The following is an 18,371-nucleotide window of genomic DNA, read 5'->3' on the forward strand; positions in this document are numbered from 1 at the left end:
ATAATTGCATGTAATTATACAATAGTTGCCCCCAACCCCCTAAAACAGAAATATGAAATCAAATTTATTTAAATTTCATGCTACCTTAGTAATGGCATTGACTAGCATTGTAGGTGTAGCACAACCTTTCGACCCACCTGCAGATGAAGATCCACCAGCCGCTCCAATTAATACATGGCTAATATGGCTAACTATTTTGGGTATTTCTTTTGCTTTTTTGCATTTTAGAAAACAAATTAATTCGAATCAAGATTAAAAATTTATTATAAAAAAAAGGTATTTCTAACGAAATACCTTTTTTTATTTATTGACAATCTAAATTTTTAAAACAACCTCTTTATTCTACAATTAAAGGTTGTACTCTCCAAATATCAGTATATGGATATGAAAATGCAGACTGCTCTTGACTTACACTATTATTAGATGTTCTAGCAAATACAGATGCAAATTTATTGTTACTTACTTTTTCTGGCTGACGTGCACCTGCTGTAGAAGAAAAATAGATATTACCATCTACACCCCAAAAAGGTTGTGTTTCATTTGACGCACCACTAGTAATTTGCGTTAAAGAAGTTCCATTGACTTTCATCACAAAAAGATGACTAAACTTGTCTTTTGTTCCAATGAACACGATATGCTTCCCATCTGGAGAATAAGCACCATTTGTAGAATGCTGCTCACCTGTTGTGATTTGTGTACTTTGGAACGATTTCAAATCCAATTCAAATAATTGATAAAAATCTCCAGATAATTTTGTGTACAGTAATTTATCTCCTTTAGGACTCCATTTTGGGTTTATTCCTTCAGAAAGTACCGTAAAACTACTACCGTCTCTATTTACTAAACAAATGTTTCTGGTATCTTGCAAAGTGGTGGTTAAAACAATTTTTTTTCCATCAGGAGAAACACTCGCGTCTGCATCAAAATCACCATAAGCATTTTGTCCGATATAAGTTAACCCTAACTTATTAATACTTGTAACAGCTATTGTAGGCTTAGAAGCATAATATGTGAAAATAAAGTTTTCATTATCTATCCATGATGGTCTGTCTGTCTTGTTTCCAATTAATGGAGTAAATCCCGGAAGCATAACATCATTTTTGAGTCTAATACTCCATTTATTAAAATTATCATTTGCATCATCTCTAATTACATATAATAATTTTTTTCCATTTGGCGATAAAGAAGGTTGAAATTCAGCAACGATATCATCTGTAATCCGAACCAATTCTTTTGCACTAGCGGTAACTTGAGGACCAGATAATTTGACAGGGGCAGGACTAGAAGTAGCACAAGAAGTTAGAATTAACGCTACAACAACACTGGAGACAATAATTGTTTTTTTCATAAATTTATAATTTATTTGATTATATTAACAAATATAACAAAAAATTATTAAGAATAATCAATATGTTTTAACACTAAGAATATGTTCTACACAAAAAAGCATACAACAAAAAAGGGCCTGAAAAACTTCAGACCCTTTCTATATAGTAATTAATTCTACTATTTATTTCTTTTTTGTTCTCTTGCCAATAAAGTATTTTTTAACAACATAGCTATTGTCATAGGTCCAACTCCGCCAGGGACTGGTGTGATATATGAAGCCTTTTTAGATACATTTTCAAAATCTACATCGCCAACAATTCTATAACCTTTTTCGGTAGTTTCATCTTCTACTCTAGTGATACCCACATCAATTACAACTACATCATCTTTTACCATTTCTGCTTTTAAGAAATTTGGAACTCCTAATGCAGAAATAATAATATCGGCTTGTGAAGTAATCTGATTGATGTTTTTAGAATGACTATGTGTAACGGTTACGGTAGAATTTCCTGGAAACCCTTTTCTTCCCATTAAAATACCCATTGGGCGACCTACAATATGACTTCTCCCAATAACAACAGTGTGTTTACCATCTGTTGGAACATTGTAGCGCTCTAATAATTCTAAAATTCCAAAAGGTGTTGCTGGAATAAAAGTAGACATATCTAATGCCATTTTTCCAAAGTTTTCTGGATGAAAACCATCTACATCTTTACTAGGATCAATGGCTTCAATGATTTTCTGGGTATCAATTTGTTTCGGCAAAGGCAACTGAACTATAAATCCATCAATATCATCATTTTCATTTAATTCTTTGATTTTTTTCAATAATTCAGTTTCTGAAGTAGTGCTTGGCATTTTTATTAAAGTGGATTCAAAACCAACACGTTCGCATGATTTTACCTTACTTCCTACATATGTTAAACTAGCACCATCATTACCTACAATAATTGCTGCTAAATGTGGAACTTTTTCACCATTAACTTTCATTTGGGCTACCTCAGCCGCAATTTCATTTTTAATATCTTCCGATACTTTTTTTCCGTCTAATAATTGCATTTTGTTGTGTTGTTTGTTGTGTTTATTCTATAAAAAAGACGCGATAAATCGCGTCTATGCATATTATCTCATGCCCTTCATACCTGCCATGGCTTTCATCATGTTTTTACCCGCGCCACCTTGCATCATTTTCATCATTTTACTCATTTGATCAAATTGTTTCATCAATTGATTGACTTGTTCAATTTTAGTACCAGAACCTTTTGCAATTCTATTTTTTCGCTTTACATCAATTAATGCAGGCTTGCTTCTTTCAGCAGGTGTCATCGATTGAATGATTGCTTCGATGTGTTTGAATGCATCATCTTCAATTTCTACATCTTTCAATGCTTTTCCAGCTCCAGGAATCATTCCGACTAAGTCTTTCATGTTTCCCATTTTTTTTATTTGCTGAATTTGCGCCAAGAAATCGTCAAAACCAAATTCGTTTTTGGCGATTTTCTTTTGCAATTTTCTTGCTTCTTCTTCGTCGTATTGCTCTTGCGCTCTTTCTACTAAGGAAACAACGTCTCCCATCCCTAAAATCCTATCGGCCATACGATTTGGATAGAACACATCAATAGCTTCCATTTTTTCACCTGTACCGATGAATTTAATTGGTTTGTTTACTACCGATTTAATCGAAATTGCTGCTCCACCACGGGTATCACCATCTAACTTCGTTAAAATAACTCCGTCAAAATTTAATCTATCATTGAAGGCTTTTGCTGTATTTACGGCATCCTGACCTGTCATAGCATCCACAACAAATAATGTTTCGTGTGGTTCAATTGCTTTATGAACGTTTGCAATTTCGTTCATCATTTCTTCATCCACAGCCAAACGACCCGCTGTATCGACAATCACAACATTAAAACCGTTTGCTTTAGCGTGCTTGATCGCGTTTTGAGCAATTTCTACCGGATTTTTATTTTCTGGCTCTGAATATACTTCAACACCAATTTGCCCACCTACTACATGCAACTGATTAATTGCCGCTGGACGATAAATATCACAAGCTACCAATAAAGGTTTTTTATTCTTTTTAGTTTTTAAAAAATTTGCTAATTTACCTGAGAAAGTAGTTTTACCAGAACCCTGTAAACCCGACATTAAAATCACAGTAGGATTTCCAGAAAGATTAATTCCAGCCGCATCACCACCCATTAATTCGGTCAACTCATCTTTAACAATTTTAATCATTAACTGACCAGGCTGCAACGTAGTTAATACGTTTTCACCTATTGCTTTTTCTTTTACTCTTGTCGTAAAATCTTTAGCAATTTTAAAGTTAACGTCGGCATCCAATAATGCTCTGCGCACCTCTTTCAAAGTATCGGCAACATTTACATCGGTAATTTTACCATGCCCTTTTAAAATATGAAAAGCCTTATCTAATTTATCGCTTAAATTATCAAACATAATTGTGGTTTTGTGTAATGAAGTGCAAAGATAACATAAAGTTATAAAGTTGCAAAGTGGTTTGTTTTAAATAAAAAAGCCAATCTTAATGATTGGCTTAATTGTGGCAAAAAGTGTATGAAATTTAGTTTTTTTCTAAAGTCAAATAATCTGTACCTCCATTTCCTCCACTTACATCTACTAATTCAATTTTAGTATCTGTTCTTGATAAAATATCCCAATCATCTGATAATTCATCATTAAAATTTGCAGGTGAAGCAAAGAAAATATTAAAATCTAAATCACTACTACTTGGACTATCATCATCATTACTATCATCGTTAGTTACAGACCAAGTTCCTGTGTATGTATTTGTACCATTTGTTGCAGTTAATACATTTGAAGCCCCAAAAGTAAAATTATAACCCGTAAAATGATAGGTTTCGTCTACACCATCATCTTCAAAGAAAGTTACTGTCCATGTTCCAGATGTAACAGTATTAATTACAGGTGCAGGATCTGCACTAGAATTAGGGCTATCATCACTTGAACAAGTAGACGCAACGTTTAACATAAAAATCAATGACAACAATGGAATTAAAGTTAATTTTCTCATAATTTTAAAATTTTAATTTATTAAAGTTTGTTTGTAATTTTAATTTTTTGTTAGATATAAATAATCTGTACCACTTCCTCCTCCACTTACATCTTTTAATCTTATTTGGGTTGCAGAATATTCTGTAACTTCCCAATCATCTTCCAATTCATCAAGAACACTTCCGTCAAATGAAAATTCTAATTTTTCATCACCACTGTCAATGTAGTTTGACCAAGATCCATTTATTGTAGTAGTATTTTTTACTGCCGTTGCAGTTCCAGAAACATTAAACGTAAAATTGTATCCTGCATAATCTGAAGTTTCATCTGTATCATCAAAGAAATAAGATACATACCATGTTCCTTCAACAATAATTGAACTTAATGTAGAGCTACCTCCTCCAGAAGGAGAATCATCACAATCGTCAATTGAATCCTCGATGACATCTTCTAATTGATCGTTGCTCGTTATGGTAACATTAACCCCATTTGAATCAATTAAAGAAATAGGATATTGAATGGCTACGTATTCATTGTCTTCTAAATTTTCTAGGAAATTATACAAATCTGTGTTATTATTGATTGTAATAGTATTTGCAAGTTGATTATTAGCATTGTAAACATTAATTACTATTGGAAAATTAAAACTTATACAATCTATTTCATCGAAACCATCGTCTTCACCACAATCATCTATTACATCATCTAAATCATCTGAATCTTGTAAAACCTGGGTTGAAAAATTTTGAAACTGAATTGTTATGGGATAAATAAAATTTACAATATCATCATCGTTTGAAAAAGCATCGATGGCATCTTGAACTGTTTGGTAATCGGCTTGTGTTGAAACTACTATATTTTGACCATTTACAATAACAGTTGCAGGTAATACAACACTAAAACAACTTGAATTGTCCATTATGTTATCACCCGATGTTGGATTTTGAGTCACCCTTGTCATCAAAGTTGTTAAAGGCGAAACATTTGATAAATTCTGATTTGGATCTTGAATAACTTCATTTTCTTCAGTTTGACAAGACATTAAAAACAAGCCTATAAGACTTAAATTCAATACATATTTTAGTTTCATAACTTATATTTTTTTGGGGTTTATATTGCTAAAACAATTCAAACTAATTTTACCCTACCTATTTTTTAAAATAATTTTAAAACGAGCAATGTTAGTACTAATAAAAAATTAAAAATCCATATCGCAATTTGTGATATTCTATAAATCGATTGCTCATTTTTTCGAATTACTTTTTTAATAATTGTTGCCATAACTCAAATCATTTAAATCAAAAATTCATTATATTTGTAGGTACAGATATAACAACCTACTTTTAAAAAACCCTACCAAAAGTTTATTTTATTTTAGTAATTCAACTCATAATGTCCGAAAACACCTCTATTTGTCAAGAAAATATTTTTTCAACTTTTTTTAAAAGTCATGCAAAAGGTTTACGAAACTATCTTTACTACAAATTTGGCAATACTGATCAGGCAGAAGATGCCACACAAGAAGCTTTTATAAAATTATGGCAAAACTGCAAAGATGTTCCATTAGAAAAAGCCAAATCATATGTTTATACTATTGCTACTAATAATTCATTAAATGCCATTGCACACCATAAAGTGGTTTTGACTTATGAAAAAAACAACAGTATAAGCGATAGAACCAACGAAAATCCAGAACATATATTAGAACAAGAACAATTTGAATCTAAACTATTAAAAGCTATTAATAAAATTAATGAAACGCAACGCATTGCTTTTTTGATGCATCGAATTGACGGTAAAAAATATGCCGAAATTGCACTTGAACTAAATATTAGTGTAAAAGCGGTTGAAAAACGAATTCACCTAGCGCTAATTGAACTAAAAAAAGAAATTGAAAATTTTAAGTAGGGTAAAAAACAATACACTTGTTACTATATTGTAATACAAAAATTATGGACGAAGATTACAAATTAGCCAAATGGCTTAACAACGAACTAACTGCTGAAGAATTAGCCGAATTTAAACAAAATCCGGACTTTGCTTTGTATGAAAAAATCAAAGAAAATTCGGCTCGCTTGAAAACTCCTGAATTCGACCAAGATAAAATGTTAAGTAACGTTGTTACTACTAAAAAAACAACCAAAGTTATCAAACTAAAACAAAATTGGCTCGCTCGTATTGCTGCTGTGTTAGTAATTGGGTTAGGATTATTCTTTGCATATGAAAACAACAATGTGACTTATTATGGTACAAATGATGTAGTCCCTGTCATAAAATTACCCGATAATTCAGAAGTTGCAATAAATAATAATTCTGAAATCAAATACCAAAAATGGTTTTGGAAAAACAACAGAATTATCGATTTAAAAGGTGAAGCTTACTTTAAAGTTGCAAAAGGAAAAACATTTGAAGTAAACACTAATTTAGGGAAAGTCACTGTTTTAGGAACACAATTTAATGTAAACTCAAAAGACAATACCTTTGAAGTTACTTGCTACGAGGGAAAAGTAAAAGTAAACTACAAAAATGAGGAACTTATTTTAACAAAAGGTATGCAAGTTTCTTTTGAAAATGAAGCTAAAATTGAAGGAAAGACCAATTTACTAAAACCAAATTGGACTTCAAATACTATTGAAATGCGTTTTACAAATCAAATGTTACAAACCATTATTGCTGATATTGAAAAAACATATAATGTAAAAATAAAAACAAACACCATTAAAACAGAACAATTATTTACTGGAAAAATCCCAAGTGATAATTTAGAAATAGCATTACAAATAATTGCCTCAACCTATCATTTACAAATTAAAAAATCAAGCGAAACGAGTTTTGAATTAGTAAAAAAGTAAATGAATTATAATCGTTTTTTAATAGTTATTTTTAGCTTATTTGTCTTTGTTTTGCCGCTTCGTGCACAGAATAAAGACAAGGCTATTGTATTGAAAAACATATTTGAAAATATTAGCAAAAAACACAATGTAAATTTTAATTTTATTGAAGAAGAAATTGCTATTTTTAAATTAATTCCGCCTGCAAACTCATTTACACTTCAAGAAAAACTAAACTATATTTCTGAAAAAACACAATTAAAATTTGAATTTATTTCTGAAAAATATATTTCTGTCATCAACAATCAAAAGCTAGACAAACCGTTATGTGGTTATCTTTTAGACGAAGAAACTAAAGAACCTATACAAAACGCAACCCTTTTGGTTACAGGCACAAATACCTATACAATTACTAATAAAAATGGCTTTTTTGAATTAAAAACAAAATCAGCCAATACAATTGAAATTTCACATTTGAATTACAAATCGGAACTCATTCAATCGTCTTTTTTGTATGTTGAAAATTGTCCAAAATTATATTTAAAAAATATAACAACAGCTTTAGAAAACGTAATTGCTCAAACGTATTTAACCAAAGGTATTACTAAAAAAAGTAATGGAACATATGAAATAAAACCGAAAAAAATTGGTCAACTTCCTGGCTTAACAGAACCCGACGTTTTTCAAACCATGCAACAAATTCCGGGAATAAATGCAACCGATGAAAGCATTTCAAACACAAGTGTAAGAGGCGGAACACATGACCAAAACTTATTTCTTTGGAATGGCATTAGATTATATCAAACAGGTCACTTTTTTGGATTAATTTCTTCTTTAAATCCCAATTTGGCCCACAAAATAAATATTGCTAAAAACGGAACTTCTGCTTTTTATGGCGATGGGGTTTCGAGTTCTGTACTAATTTCAACCCATGCTGATTCAATAGAAAACACTAAAGGCGCTATTGGAATCAACTTAATTAATGCCGATTTTTATACAAAAGTAAAAACGTCAAACAAATCAAATATTGAAATTAGCGGAAGACGATCTTACACAGATTTAGTAACTTCTCCAACCTACACAAATTACTTCAATAAAATTTTTCAAAACACTATCGTTACTAATTATTTTGACAATCAAAATATTAAATACAATTCAAATGAAGATTTTTACTTTTACGATTTTACCGCACAATATCATCAAAAAATAAAACAAAAAACAGATTTATTTGTTGATATTTTGAGTATTAGTAACGTTTTAGATGTGTTGCAAACTAAAACAGAGAATAATCTTACAACTTCAAAATACAGCTGTTTAGAACAACAAACGTATGGCGTTAACGCTTTGCTAAAAACCGATTGGAACGTAAAAAACAGCAGCGAAATTTCGATTTATGCTTCTTATTACAACATTAATTCTGAAAATGAATCGATTGAAAACAATCAAATTTTTAATCAAGAAAACACTATTTTAGATACAGGAATAAAATTGCAAAACAGTCATATTTTATCGGATAAATTTACCTTTTTAAATGGCTATCAATTCAATGAAATTGGTATTCGAAATGTAGATATTGTAAATACGCCTGTTTTTTCGAGAAAAATTAAAGAAGTTTTAAAAAATCACGCACTAATTGCTGAACTAAAATACCGTTCTGCCAACGATAAATTTAATGGTCGAATTGGCTTTAGACAAAATTATATTCAGGAGTTTTCTACTTTTATTTTTGAACCGCGAATTCAGTTAAATTATAAATTCACTCCGTTTTTTCAATTGGAAATTATGGGTGAAAGCAAACATCAAACTACTTCACAAATTGTAGATTTACAGCAAGATTTTTTAGGCATCGAAAAACGAAGATGGACTTTATCAAATAATGAAGATATTCCAATTGTGAAAAGCAATCAAGCATCATTAGGATTTTCATTTAACAAAAACAATTGGTTGCTAACTTTGGAAAATTTCTACAAAAAAGTAGATGGAATTACCAGTATGAGTCAAGGGTTTCAAAACCAATTTGAATTTGTAAAAACTAGCGGAAATTACACCGTTTATGGAACCGAATTTTTAATTCAAAAACAATTCAAACCCATTACTGCATGGATAAGTTATACTTTTCAAGAAAATAATTATGATTTCAACACATTGAATCCAGCAACTTTTTCTAATAATTTTGAAATCAAACATGCTTTAAAATCAGCCATTATTTCTGATTTTAAAAACATAAAACTAGCTATTGGTGCACAATGGTTTACCGGAAGACCCACAACTTTTCCTTCAAGCTCAACCCCAATTTATACCTATCCAGAAACACCTACAGTGGGTTATCAAATGCCAAATTCATCCAATTTAGAAGACTATTTTCAGGTGAATTTTTCAGGTTCTTATGCTTTTAATATGGGCAAAAAATCAAAACTAAATCTAGGTTTTTCCATACAAAATGTATTGAATAATAAAATAAGCGTCAATCAACATTATCGAATTAATAACAATACCAATATTGTTGAACAAGTTAACACTTCATCATTAGAAAGAACTCCAAATGCTTTTTTAAGATTTACTTTTTAAAGAATTATAGTTATATATTTTTGTAATTGAAAATGAGATTTCAATATTTTTGGAAAAATGTTGATACTTTTTTTTTACATTTACCAATAAGCATAATTAAAAAAATAATTGCTTTTTACACTCAAAAAAATAACTAAAAATAAAACTAAATACATGATTCTAACAACAACCAATTCAATAGAAGGTTTTAGCATTGCAGAATACTTAGGCATAGTTTCAGGAATTTCTGTGAACATGCAAAAAATGAAAATGACTTTCAATATTCAAAAATATTATGCAGGAATAAGTGAAAGCATTTCAGAAGTAAAAGAAAAAGCTTTTCAAGAACTTAAAGACAACGCTAATAAACTAAACGCAAATGCTGTAGTTGGAATTAATGTGGATATTGAACTAACAACAAGTAATTATGTAACTGTAACGATAACTGGAACAGCTGTTAGTATTATTAAAAAATGATACTTTCATTTAGTTTAAAAGTTAAGAAAACAAAAACGCCATCAAAATCGAATGGCGTTTTTAGTCTTTGTGATTAGTCTTTTATTTTGAAAACTTTTCTCAAAATATCTTCCATTAAACACCATTTGGTAATGGAGGATTGTAATAAATTGGCTCCAACAAAAATGGCAAACCAAAACCAATTTTCGTTCACATACATTCCTAACAGCACACTTAAAATAATGAAGGTTCCTGCTATTGCTCTTATTAATCTGTTTATCATACTCTTTGATTTTAATTATATTGTTCTACTGCTAAAACGGCCAAATGGACCTGTGAAGTTGACTCTTGATGCGTATTAAATTTATTGACTAAATCAAATAAAATAGTCACGTTCTCTTTTAAAACATAAGCATAAAAAACGATTGATTCTGTTTCATTCATTTCTGAACCAAACCAATTAGATTCTACACTTTCCTCTGAAGCATCTCTAAAACCTTTTACATCTCTGTACGAATACGATTTAACTTTCGCTTCTTTAAGCATTTTTTTGATGTCTTTTTCAAACTCTGCTATTGCTGTGATTACTACTAGTTTCATGTTTTTATTTTTTAGATTCTGAAACGAGTTCAGAATGTCATAATTTAATTATTTTTCTCCCATTTTTTGCGTTCCGTGATGTAATAAATCAATGGAACAACAATTAATGTTAATAAGGTAGAAACAATTGCACCTGCAACTAACGAAATCGCTAATCCTTGGAAAATTGGATCAAACAAAATGATTGACGCACCTATTACAACCGCTCCAGTAGTTAATAAAATTGGTGTAGTTCTAACAGCTCCAGCTTCAATAATAGCTTGTTTCATTGGAATTCCATCGTTCAAACGAATTTCGATAAAGTCAATCAGTAAGACCGAATTCCGAACCATAACTCCGGCTAAAGCAATCATTCCAATGAACGAAGTTGCTGTAAAGAATGCACCTAAAACCCAGTGACCTAATACAATTCCAACCAATGAAAGTGGAATTGCCACCATCATTACTAAAGGTGTTTTGAAGTTTTGAAACCAACCTACAATCAACATGTAAATCACAATAATTACGACTAAGAAAGCAGCTCCTAAATCACGGAATACTTCTAAGGTTATTTGCCATTCGCCATCCCATTTTACGGTGAAATCACTTTCATCTGTTGGAGCATCCATGTACAATTCGTTTACTTTATACCCTTTTGGCAATTGCATTTTTTCTAACTTCTCATTCATTCCTAAAATCGCATACACCGGACTTTCTAATGCACCCGCCATATCAGCTAAAACATACACCACGCGTTTTTGGTCTTTTCTGTAAATCGTATTTTGTAATGTATCAGTTGTAACTTTTACCAAATCGCTAACAGGAACTACATTGCCTCGACTGCCTTTTATTTTCAAATTTTGAATATCTTGAATCGAAGTTTTGTCTTTGTCTTCTAATGAAAGCGTTATACCCACAGGATTATTTGAACGTTCATCGTATAAATTAGAAACTGGCATTTCTCTTAACAAATACGTTAAGTTACCCACGACTTGTTGCGGAGCAATTCCGTTTAACATGGCTTTTTCTCTGTCTACTTCTAATTTGTATTCTACTTGAGGTGCTTCTACCATCCAATCGGTATCTACTACATCAGAAGTAGTTTCCAAAATGGTTTTAACTTGGTTCGCAACTTTGATTTGGTCTTCATAATTTGGTCCATACACCTCAGCAACTAACGTAGATAAAACAGGTGGTCCTGGTGGCACTTCAACGATTTTTACATTCGCCCCATATTTTTTTGCAATTTTTTGCACTTCTGGACGAACCACTTTTGCAATATCATGACTTTGTAAATCTCTATCTTCTTTGTGTAGTAAATTCACCTGAATATCAGCCATATTGCTTCCACCACGCATATCATAATGACGCACCAAACCGTTAAATGTTATTGGAGCAGATGCACCTACATAATTTTGATAATCCACTACTTCAGGAACTGTTGAAAGATATTGCGCAATTTCTTTTGTAACCGCTGCAGTTCGTTCTAACGTAGTTCCTTCTGGCATATCGATTACGACTTGGAATTCGTTTTTATTATCAAAAGGCAACATTTTCACCGCAACTGATTTCGTAAAAAACATTAAAACCGAACCGATTAACAAAACACCTGTTACCAAAAACATTAGATTACGTTTTTTAGAATTATCTAAAAGTGGTTCTTCAATTTTTTTGTAAATTCTATAAATCCATGAGGTTTCTAAACCTTGTTCTTCTTTGTGTTCTTGTTCGTCTTTTTCGTGTAATAAATGATAACCCAAATAAGGTGTAACGGTCAAAGCTACAAACAACGATAATATCATCGCAATCGAAGCACCAATTGGCATCGGACTCATGTATGGTCCCATCATGCCTGACACGAAAGCCATTGGCAAAATAGCTGCAATTACAGTAAAAGTCGCTAAAATGGTTGGGTTTCCTACTTCGTTAATCGCATAAATAGCCGCTTGTTTGAACGGCAGTCGCTTCATTTTAAAATGGCGGTGCATGTTTTCGGCAATAATAATACTGTCGTCCACTACAATTCCTACCACAAAAACTAAGGCAAAAAGCGTGATTCGATTTAACGTATATCCCAATAGGTAATAACTAAATAAAGTCAATGCAAAGGTCAATGGAACGGAGAAAAACACTACTAATCCGCCTCTCCAGCCCATAGCTAACATTACTAAAACAGTTACTGCAATAATGGCAACACCTAAGTGTAATAACAGCTCACCTACTTTGTGCGATGCTGTTTCACCATAGTTTCTAGAAACTTCAACGTGTACATCAGACGGAATTACATTTTTCTTTAAAGCTTCTACTCGTTCCAGAATTTTTTCTGAAATTTTCATTGCATCAGCACCTTTAACTTTTGCAATAGAAATGGTTACGGCAGGATATTCTGAATTGTGTTTTGAGAATTTTTCATTCGCTTTTCCGTATCCAAAAGAAACATAATTCTTAGGTATTTGTGGTCCGTCTTGAATGGATGCAACTTGTTTTAGATAAACGGGCATATTGTTATTTACGCCAACCACCAAGTTTTCTACATCTTCCGAAGAGGCTAAAAATTTACCTGTAGTGACTAAATATTCGGTGTCATTTTGCACAAAACTTCCTGATTGCGAACTTCCGTTATTGGCTTGAATCATTTGCATAATGCTCAACGCATCTACACCATTTTCGCCCATTTTATCTTTGTCTAAAACTACTTTTAGCTCGCGTGTTCTTCCACCAATTTCTTTCGTAATCGCAACGTCTTTTACTTTTTCAACTTCCGAAGTAACTTCTTCTGCTATTTGACGCAATTGAAAATCATCGTATTTTTCGCTCCAAAGTGTTAATCCTAACATCGGAACATCGTCAATAGAACGCGTTTTCACCATGGGTTGATAAACACCTTGTGGAAACATATTTTGGTGTTTCATCAATTCGTCGTATAATTTTACATACGAATCTTCGCTGTTTTCACCCACATAAAATTGCACCACCATCATGGCCTGACCGTTCATGGCCATACTGTGAATGTGCTCTACTCCTTTGATGTTTGAAATTACTTTTTCAAGCGGTTTAATCACTCTACTTTCTACTTCGCTTGGACTTGCACCTGGATAACCCACCATTACGTCGGCCATAGGAACATTAATTTGTGGTTCTTCTTCTCTTGGAATTAAGAACGAACTGTATGTACCAATAATCATCAACGCTACCATCAATAAAATGGTTAGTTTTGAGTTGATGAAAAAATTGGCTATTTTACCTGATATACCTTCTTGCATGATTCTAATTTGTTAATGAGACAATGTGTCGATGTGCCAATTAATTGACATATTGGCTAATTGATTAATTGGCTAATTGAACTTTAGCTCCGTTGAATAATTTTCCTTCAGCTGAAACGATATATTGTTCCTCTGCTGCTAATCCTGATAAAACTTCTACTTGATTCCCGAATGTTTTTCCGATTCGTAACCATCTTAAAATTGCGACATTGCCGCTTCCTACAGTGTAAATTCCTGTCAATTGACCTTGTTTTACTAAAGCAGTTTCTGGAACCATTACTACATCAGATTTCGCAGTAGTTGTTTCTTTTTTAGCGGTTGGAAATTGAACGTTGACAAACATTCCCGATAAAATTTCTTTATCCATTTTGTCTAAAGTTACTTTCACCAAATATTGTCCACCTGTATTTTTTGCAGATAAACTCACTTCAGAAACTTTTCCAGCAACTTCTTTATTTAAAGATTTCACGTTGATTTTAACTGGCATTCCGTTTTTTACATTCGAAATATCACTTTCTGAAACCATTGCCGTTACTTGCAATCTTGAAGCGCCTTCAATACTTACTAAAGGCATTCCTGGATTGGCCATATCGCCTTCTTTTACGAAAGTATTAGTTACCGTTCCTGAAAATGGAGCTGTAATATTCGAATAAGAAAACTGCGCCATCACTTCATTACGCATTTGTTTGGCTGCTTCTAAACCAGCTTTTGCCATTTCGTAACGTGCTGTCATATCGTCCAATTCCTTTTGCGAAGCTGATTGTTGTGCAAACAAATTCACAAAACGATCATAATCTTTCTTAGCATTGTTATACCCTGCAGTTGCTTGTGTGATGGATGCGTCAACTTGTGCTTTTTTAGCTTGTAAATCGGTATTATTGATGCTTACTAAGAGTTGTCCAGCCGAAACATTTTGTCCCACTTTTACATTTACTTTGGTCACATACCCCATCATTCTAGTACTCAAATTGGCACTGTTTTCCGATTCAATTTTTCCACTTGCTGTTATGTATGGGCTATTAGAATTTCCAGAATTTCCAGCCACTTTTACAGGAATTACAGGTAAATCAGCTACATTTTCTTTTTTATCACTTCCACAAGAGGTTAAGATTAGTGATGCGATTGTTAGTATTGCTATTATTTTTTTCATAATGTTGTTGTTTTTAGTCTTAATTCTTACTACTCTAGTCTTACTCTTACTTAGTTAAAAATTGTAAGTATTGTTTGGTAAAGTTATATTCGAAAACGGCTTGCAAATGCTCTAATTCTTTTTGTGCCATTTGCGTTTCAGCCATTAATAAATCGGTTGTTTTTTCTAATCCTTGTGTGAATCTATTTTGACGAATTCTAAAAGCTTCTTGCGATTGTTCAAAAGCCAATTTGGACAAATTCACTTTGTTTTCTGCATCTAGCAATTGACGATTGGTTTTACTCAATTCTAACTGGCTTTGCTTTTTGTATTGTTCAGTTTCAATTTCGGCTTTTTCAAAATCAGCTTTTGCCTTTTGCGTTTTTCCAATGGTTTTAAATCCATCAAAAACATTCCATGATAATTGCGCACCCACTAAATACCCTTTAGCTGAAGTTCCGAAAATATTTTGATCATATAATTCATAACTTCCAAAAGCGTTTAATCGAGGTAAGAATCCGAATTTTGAAGATTGAAACAACTTTTTGTACGCTTCAGACGATTTTTGCATCGCTTGAATATCTTTTCTTGCATCAGAAATTATTGTATTTATACTTTCAATTGCAATTGAATTATCTAAAGCTTCTGCTGGCTTGTAGGTTTTTCCAGTCATATCTTCGTTCAATAAAAACGCTAAATAATCGGATGCGTTTTGCACATTTGATTTGGCATATTGTAATTGATTTGTAATTTCATTCATACGAACTTGAACGTTTAACAAATCGGTTTTTTGCAACATTCCGTTTTTGAAGTAGTTTTCAACCATTTTTAAATTGCCTTGTGCGGTTACATTCGCTTTTTCTAAGACTTTCACTGCTTTATAAGCCAATTGCAATTGCATATATGCTTTTGAAACTTCCAATTCTAAATATTCTTTAGTTCGTTCAGTTTGTAATTGAAAAGCGTCCATTTTTGCTTTAGCGGCTTGTCTTCCATATAAACCATCTAAATTAAAGAGAGGTTGTTGTACTTCGATTTTAGTTGCGAAGTTTTGCGTTTTTTCAGGATCATTCAACAACGCAGGATTAAAATCGGAAGCGATTAAAACTTCCTGATTTAATTTCGAACCAAAAGCCATTAACGGATTCGTTGTAGAAATTCCAGTATGCGAAACATTGATATTAGGTAAAAAAAGTGCATTTGATTGACGATAATCTGCTTTAGCCGATTGAAATGATTTTTCAGCCACTTTGATTTGTAAATTATTCTCTGTGACTTTTTGCAACAAATCATTTTTTGAAATCGTCAGCGTATCTTGTGCAAAACCAGCACCAGTTACCATTCCTAATACGATTAATAAATTGACTTTTTTCATAGTATAGTTTTATTCTTATTTTATGTCACAAATGTACATTCGGAAAAAAAGGTAGTCGGTAACAAGAGTTACATAGGTTTGCAATATTTGTTACAAATGAAAAGAGCACCTCTTCAGATGCTCTTTTGCTAACCAATAAAACTAAAAACAATCATCATCTTCAAAAATGATTATTACGTTCTTGTTCCTCCGTGACCTCCAGCTACAATTTTTAAAATCCTAATGTTTAAATAAAAGAATTTGAATAATTGAATCAATGGATTTTGCATTTTGGAACGCTGTACATTTGATATTCTTTGTGTCATAATTTTAAAATTTATTCAGGAATTAACCACCAAAAAGGTTTCATTTTTGCTTTGTAAAGAAAAGCGTAGTGTAATGCTAATTTCACCCAGTGGCCCGCTAAACCAATATCTCCAAAGGTTTTTTTGATATCTCGTCCGCCTGTATTTGGATATTTTTTATAATCGGGAACAATTGGATAGGTTGTAATACTTACACCGCTTCCTTGAGTCATTCCGTAACCTGCTGATGCGATACAAGCAGCTCCCATATTTCCCATAGAACCTTTGTGATGCAAAGATTCTTTTCCAGTTTTAATGGAATCAATAATGTTATCTGCCACTAATTTTGCTGTAATTCCAGAAGGCATTCCAGTTCTTGGTGGTGAAGGAAAAATTTCGGTTCCGTTTTTACTTTTTCGTGGTTTTGAAATGGTATGAGGAGGTGCGAAAGCAATTCCGGGTGCAAAAATAGTTGGATAACTCGGATTTTGATAGGTTTCTGGCCAATCTTGAACTGTCCATTCTTCATAAGGTCTTGGTGTATAATCGGCATCTACTACCATAAAACCTCTAAATAATTTTTCGGTAATATTTTGCCCGTTTTTGTCATACGCTTGAAAACCATGTCCTGAAAAAGCGGGAATTAGCATCCCAAAATCGAAAGTTTCTGTTTTATATTCACCTTCTAAATTTTCATAATGAACTAAACCATCTTCCACTTTTGTTACTCCAGCTCCTAAAATCCATTTGATATTGCGATCTTCAAAAATCATTTCCACCATATCTTTAGATTTCATATTGAAACCGTTGTATTCCATCAACATACCGTCCATTCCAAAATCACCTAATTCGTATTCATTCGAAATCCAAGTAATTTCTGCTTTATCACGAACGCCAAACTTTTGCAATTCTTTTTCTACATTCAAAATATATTCAAATGCAGCACCTTGACAAGTAGCTTTTGCATGACCTGTTCCAATTAAAATTTTCACTTTTTTATCCGATTTTTTTAGTTGGTCTATTAGTTTGTGAAGTGCTTCCGATGCATGTTCAGCATGATCATAAGTACAAACCGAATATACCTTATTAGTTGCTGGTTGTAAGCCTTCGGTCATATCAAAAGCAAGTTTTGGACCTGTAGCATTGATTAAATAATCATAGGTTACTTTTTCTTGTTTGCCTAAGTTACCGCCAAAAACACCTTCTACTAAAATATAGGGTTTTACTTCTGAACTATCGCCTTCTGGATGAAAGGAAACGGCCTTGGCTTGTTTGTATCCAATGCCTTTTCTTTTATATAGTGGCTCTAAAGGAAAAATTACTTCCTTTGATTTCATTCTTCCAATTCCTACCCAAATATTAGATGGCACCCATTGATAATTTCTGTTAGGTGAAACTACTAACACTTCGTGCTCTTTGGATAGCTTTCTTCTTAAATGAGCGGCTGCGGTATGACCCGAAATTCCTGCTCCTAAAACAACTATTTTTGACATTTTGATTGGTTTAATATATCAAAATTAGGCGTTAAGTATTTGTTGTACA

General features: G+C 32.3%; 17 protein-coding genes. 5 read left to right on the top strand and 12 right to left on the bottom strand.

Annotated features, from left to right (window positions below; translation table 11 throughout):
* Positions 1-52 precede the first annotated feature (52 nt).
* Complete coding sequence (locus tag OLM52_RS07695) at positions 53-256, top strand: hypothetical protein (RefSeq protein ID WP_264547958.1); 204 nt, start codon at positions 53-55, stop codon at positions 254-256.
* Positions 257-337: 81 nt separating this feature from the next.
* Here the strand turns inward: OLM52_RS07695 and OLM52_RS07700 are convergent, their stop codons facing one another.
* The 5 genes from OLM52_RS07700 to OLM52_RS07720 form a co-directional block, all read right to left on the bottom strand.
* Positions 338-1,348 carry a TolB family protein gene (locus OLM52_RS07700; protein WP_264547959.1) on the bottom strand — a complete coding sequence of 337 codons (1,011 nt, stop codon included), beginning with the start codon at positions 1,346-1,348 and terminating at the stop codon, positions 338-340.
* Positions 1,349-1,506: 158 nt separating this feature from the next.
* A complete protein-coding gene (locus tag OLM52_RS07705) occupies positions 1,507-2,388 on the bottom strand; it encodes a bifunctional 5,10-methylenetetrahydrofolate dehydrogenase/5,10-methenyltetrahydrofolate cyclohydrolase (RefSeq protein ID WP_264547960.1) in 882 nt (293 codons plus the stop codon).
* 63 nt (positions 2,389-2,451) lie between these two features.
* Positions 2,452-3,789, bottom strand: a complete 1,338-nt coding sequence (gene ffh / locus OLM52_RS07710) for a signal recognition particle protein (protein ID WP_264547961.1) — start codon at positions 3,787-3,789, stop codon at positions 2,452-2,454.
* 124 nt (positions 3,790-3,913) lie between these two features.
* On the bottom strand, positions 3,914-4,384 hold the full coding sequence (locus OLM52_RS07715; RefSeq protein ID WP_264547962.1) for a hypothetical protein: 471 nt from the start codon (positions 4,382-4,384) through the stop codon (positions 3,914-3,916).
* Positions 4,385-4,423: 39 nt separating this feature from the next.
* Positions 4,424-5,455, bottom strand: coding sequence for a hypothetical protein (locus OLM52_RS07720; RefSeq protein WP_264547963.1), 1,032 nt, complete (start codon positions 5,453-5,455; stop codon positions 4,424-4,426).
* A gap of 302 nt (positions 5,456-5,757) precedes the next feature.
* Here OLM52_RS07720 and OLM52_RS07725 point away from each other — a divergent pair, with 302 nt between their 5' ends.
* The 4 genes from OLM52_RS07725 to OLM52_RS07740 all read left to right on the top strand — a co-directional run bounded on the left by OLM52_RS07725 (position 5,758) and on the right by OLM52_RS07740 (position 10,220).
* Positions 5,758-6,273: an RNA polymerase sigma factor gene (locus OLM52_RS07725; RefSeq protein WP_264547964.1), complete on the top strand. Its 516-nt coding sequence runs from the start codon at positions 5,758-5,760 to the stop codon at positions 6,271-6,273.
* A 44-nt stretch (positions 6,274-6,317) separates the two neighbouring features.
* Positions 6,318-7,217, top strand: a complete 900-nt coding sequence (locus tag OLM52_RS07730) for a FecR family protein (RefSeq protein ID WP_264547965.1) — start codon at positions 6,318-6,320, stop codon at positions 7,215-7,217.
* Positions 7,218-9,764, top strand: coding sequence for a TonB-dependent receptor (locus OLM52_RS07735; RefSeq protein ID WP_264547966.1), 2,547 nt, complete (start codon positions 7,218-7,220; stop codon positions 9,762-9,764).
* A gap of 153 nt (positions 9,765-9,917) precedes the next feature.
* On the top strand, positions 9,918-10,220 hold the full coding sequence (locus tag OLM52_RS07740) for a YbjQ family protein (RefSeq protein WP_264547967.1): 303 nt from the start codon (positions 9,918-9,920) through the stop codon (positions 10,218-10,220).
* Between the two features lie 73 nt (positions 10,221-10,293).
* On the opposite strand, the gene OLM52_RS07745 is transcribed toward OLM52_RS07740, so the two are convergent.
* The 7 genes from OLM52_RS07745 to OLM52_RS07775 form a co-directional block, all read right to left on the bottom strand.
* Positions 10,294-10,482 (bottom strand): DUF2892 domain-containing protein, encoded by a 189-nt coding sequence (locus tag OLM52_RS07745; RefSeq protein ID WP_264547968.1) that lies wholly within the window; start codon positions 10,480-10,482, stop codon positions 10,294-10,296.
* 11 nt (positions 10,483-10,493) lie between these two features.
* The gene (locus tag OLM52_RS07750; protein WP_262318733.1) at positions 10,494-10,799 is read right to left on the bottom strand and encodes a hypothetical protein; all 306 of its coding nucleotides are present in this window, start codon (positions 10,797-10,799) and stop codon (positions 10,494-10,496) included.
* A 44-nt stretch (positions 10,800-10,843) separates the two neighbouring features.
* A complete protein-coding gene (locus OLM52_RS07755; RefSeq protein ID WP_264547969.1) occupies positions 10,844-14,041 on the bottom strand; it encodes an efflux RND transporter permease subunit in 3,198 nt (1,065 codons plus the stop codon).
* A gap of 64 nt (positions 14,042-14,105) precedes the next feature.
* Positions 14,106-15,191: an efflux RND transporter periplasmic adaptor subunit gene (locus tag OLM52_RS07760; RefSeq protein ID WP_264547970.1), complete on the bottom strand. Its 1,086-nt coding sequence runs from the start codon at positions 15,189-15,191 to the stop codon at positions 14,106-14,108.
* Between the two features lie 46 nt (positions 15,192-15,237).
* Positions 15,238-16,545 (bottom strand): TolC family protein, encoded by a 1,308-nt coding sequence (locus OLM52_RS07765; RefSeq protein ID WP_264547971.1) that lies wholly within the window; start codon positions 16,543-16,545, stop codon positions 15,238-15,240.
* A gap of 173 nt (positions 16,546-16,718) precedes the next feature.
* Positions 16,719-16,850, bottom strand: coding sequence for a hypothetical protein (locus OLM52_RS07770; RefSeq protein WP_264547972.1), 132 nt, complete (start codon positions 16,848-16,850; stop codon positions 16,719-16,721).
* An 11-nt stretch (positions 16,851-16,861) separates the two neighbouring features.
* On the bottom strand, positions 16,862-18,322 hold the full coding sequence (locus OLM52_RS07775) for an NAD(P)/FAD-dependent oxidoreductase (protein ID WP_264547973.1): 1,461 nt from the start codon (positions 18,320-18,322) through the stop codon (positions 16,862-16,864).
* Positions 18,323-18,371 lie beyond the last annotated feature (49 nt).

The organism is Flavobacterium sp. N2820 (genome assembly GCF_025947285.1).
In the GTDB taxonomy this organism is placed as follows: domain Bacteria; phylum Bacteroidota; class Bacteroidia; order Flavobacteriales; family Flavobacteriaceae; genus Flavobacterium.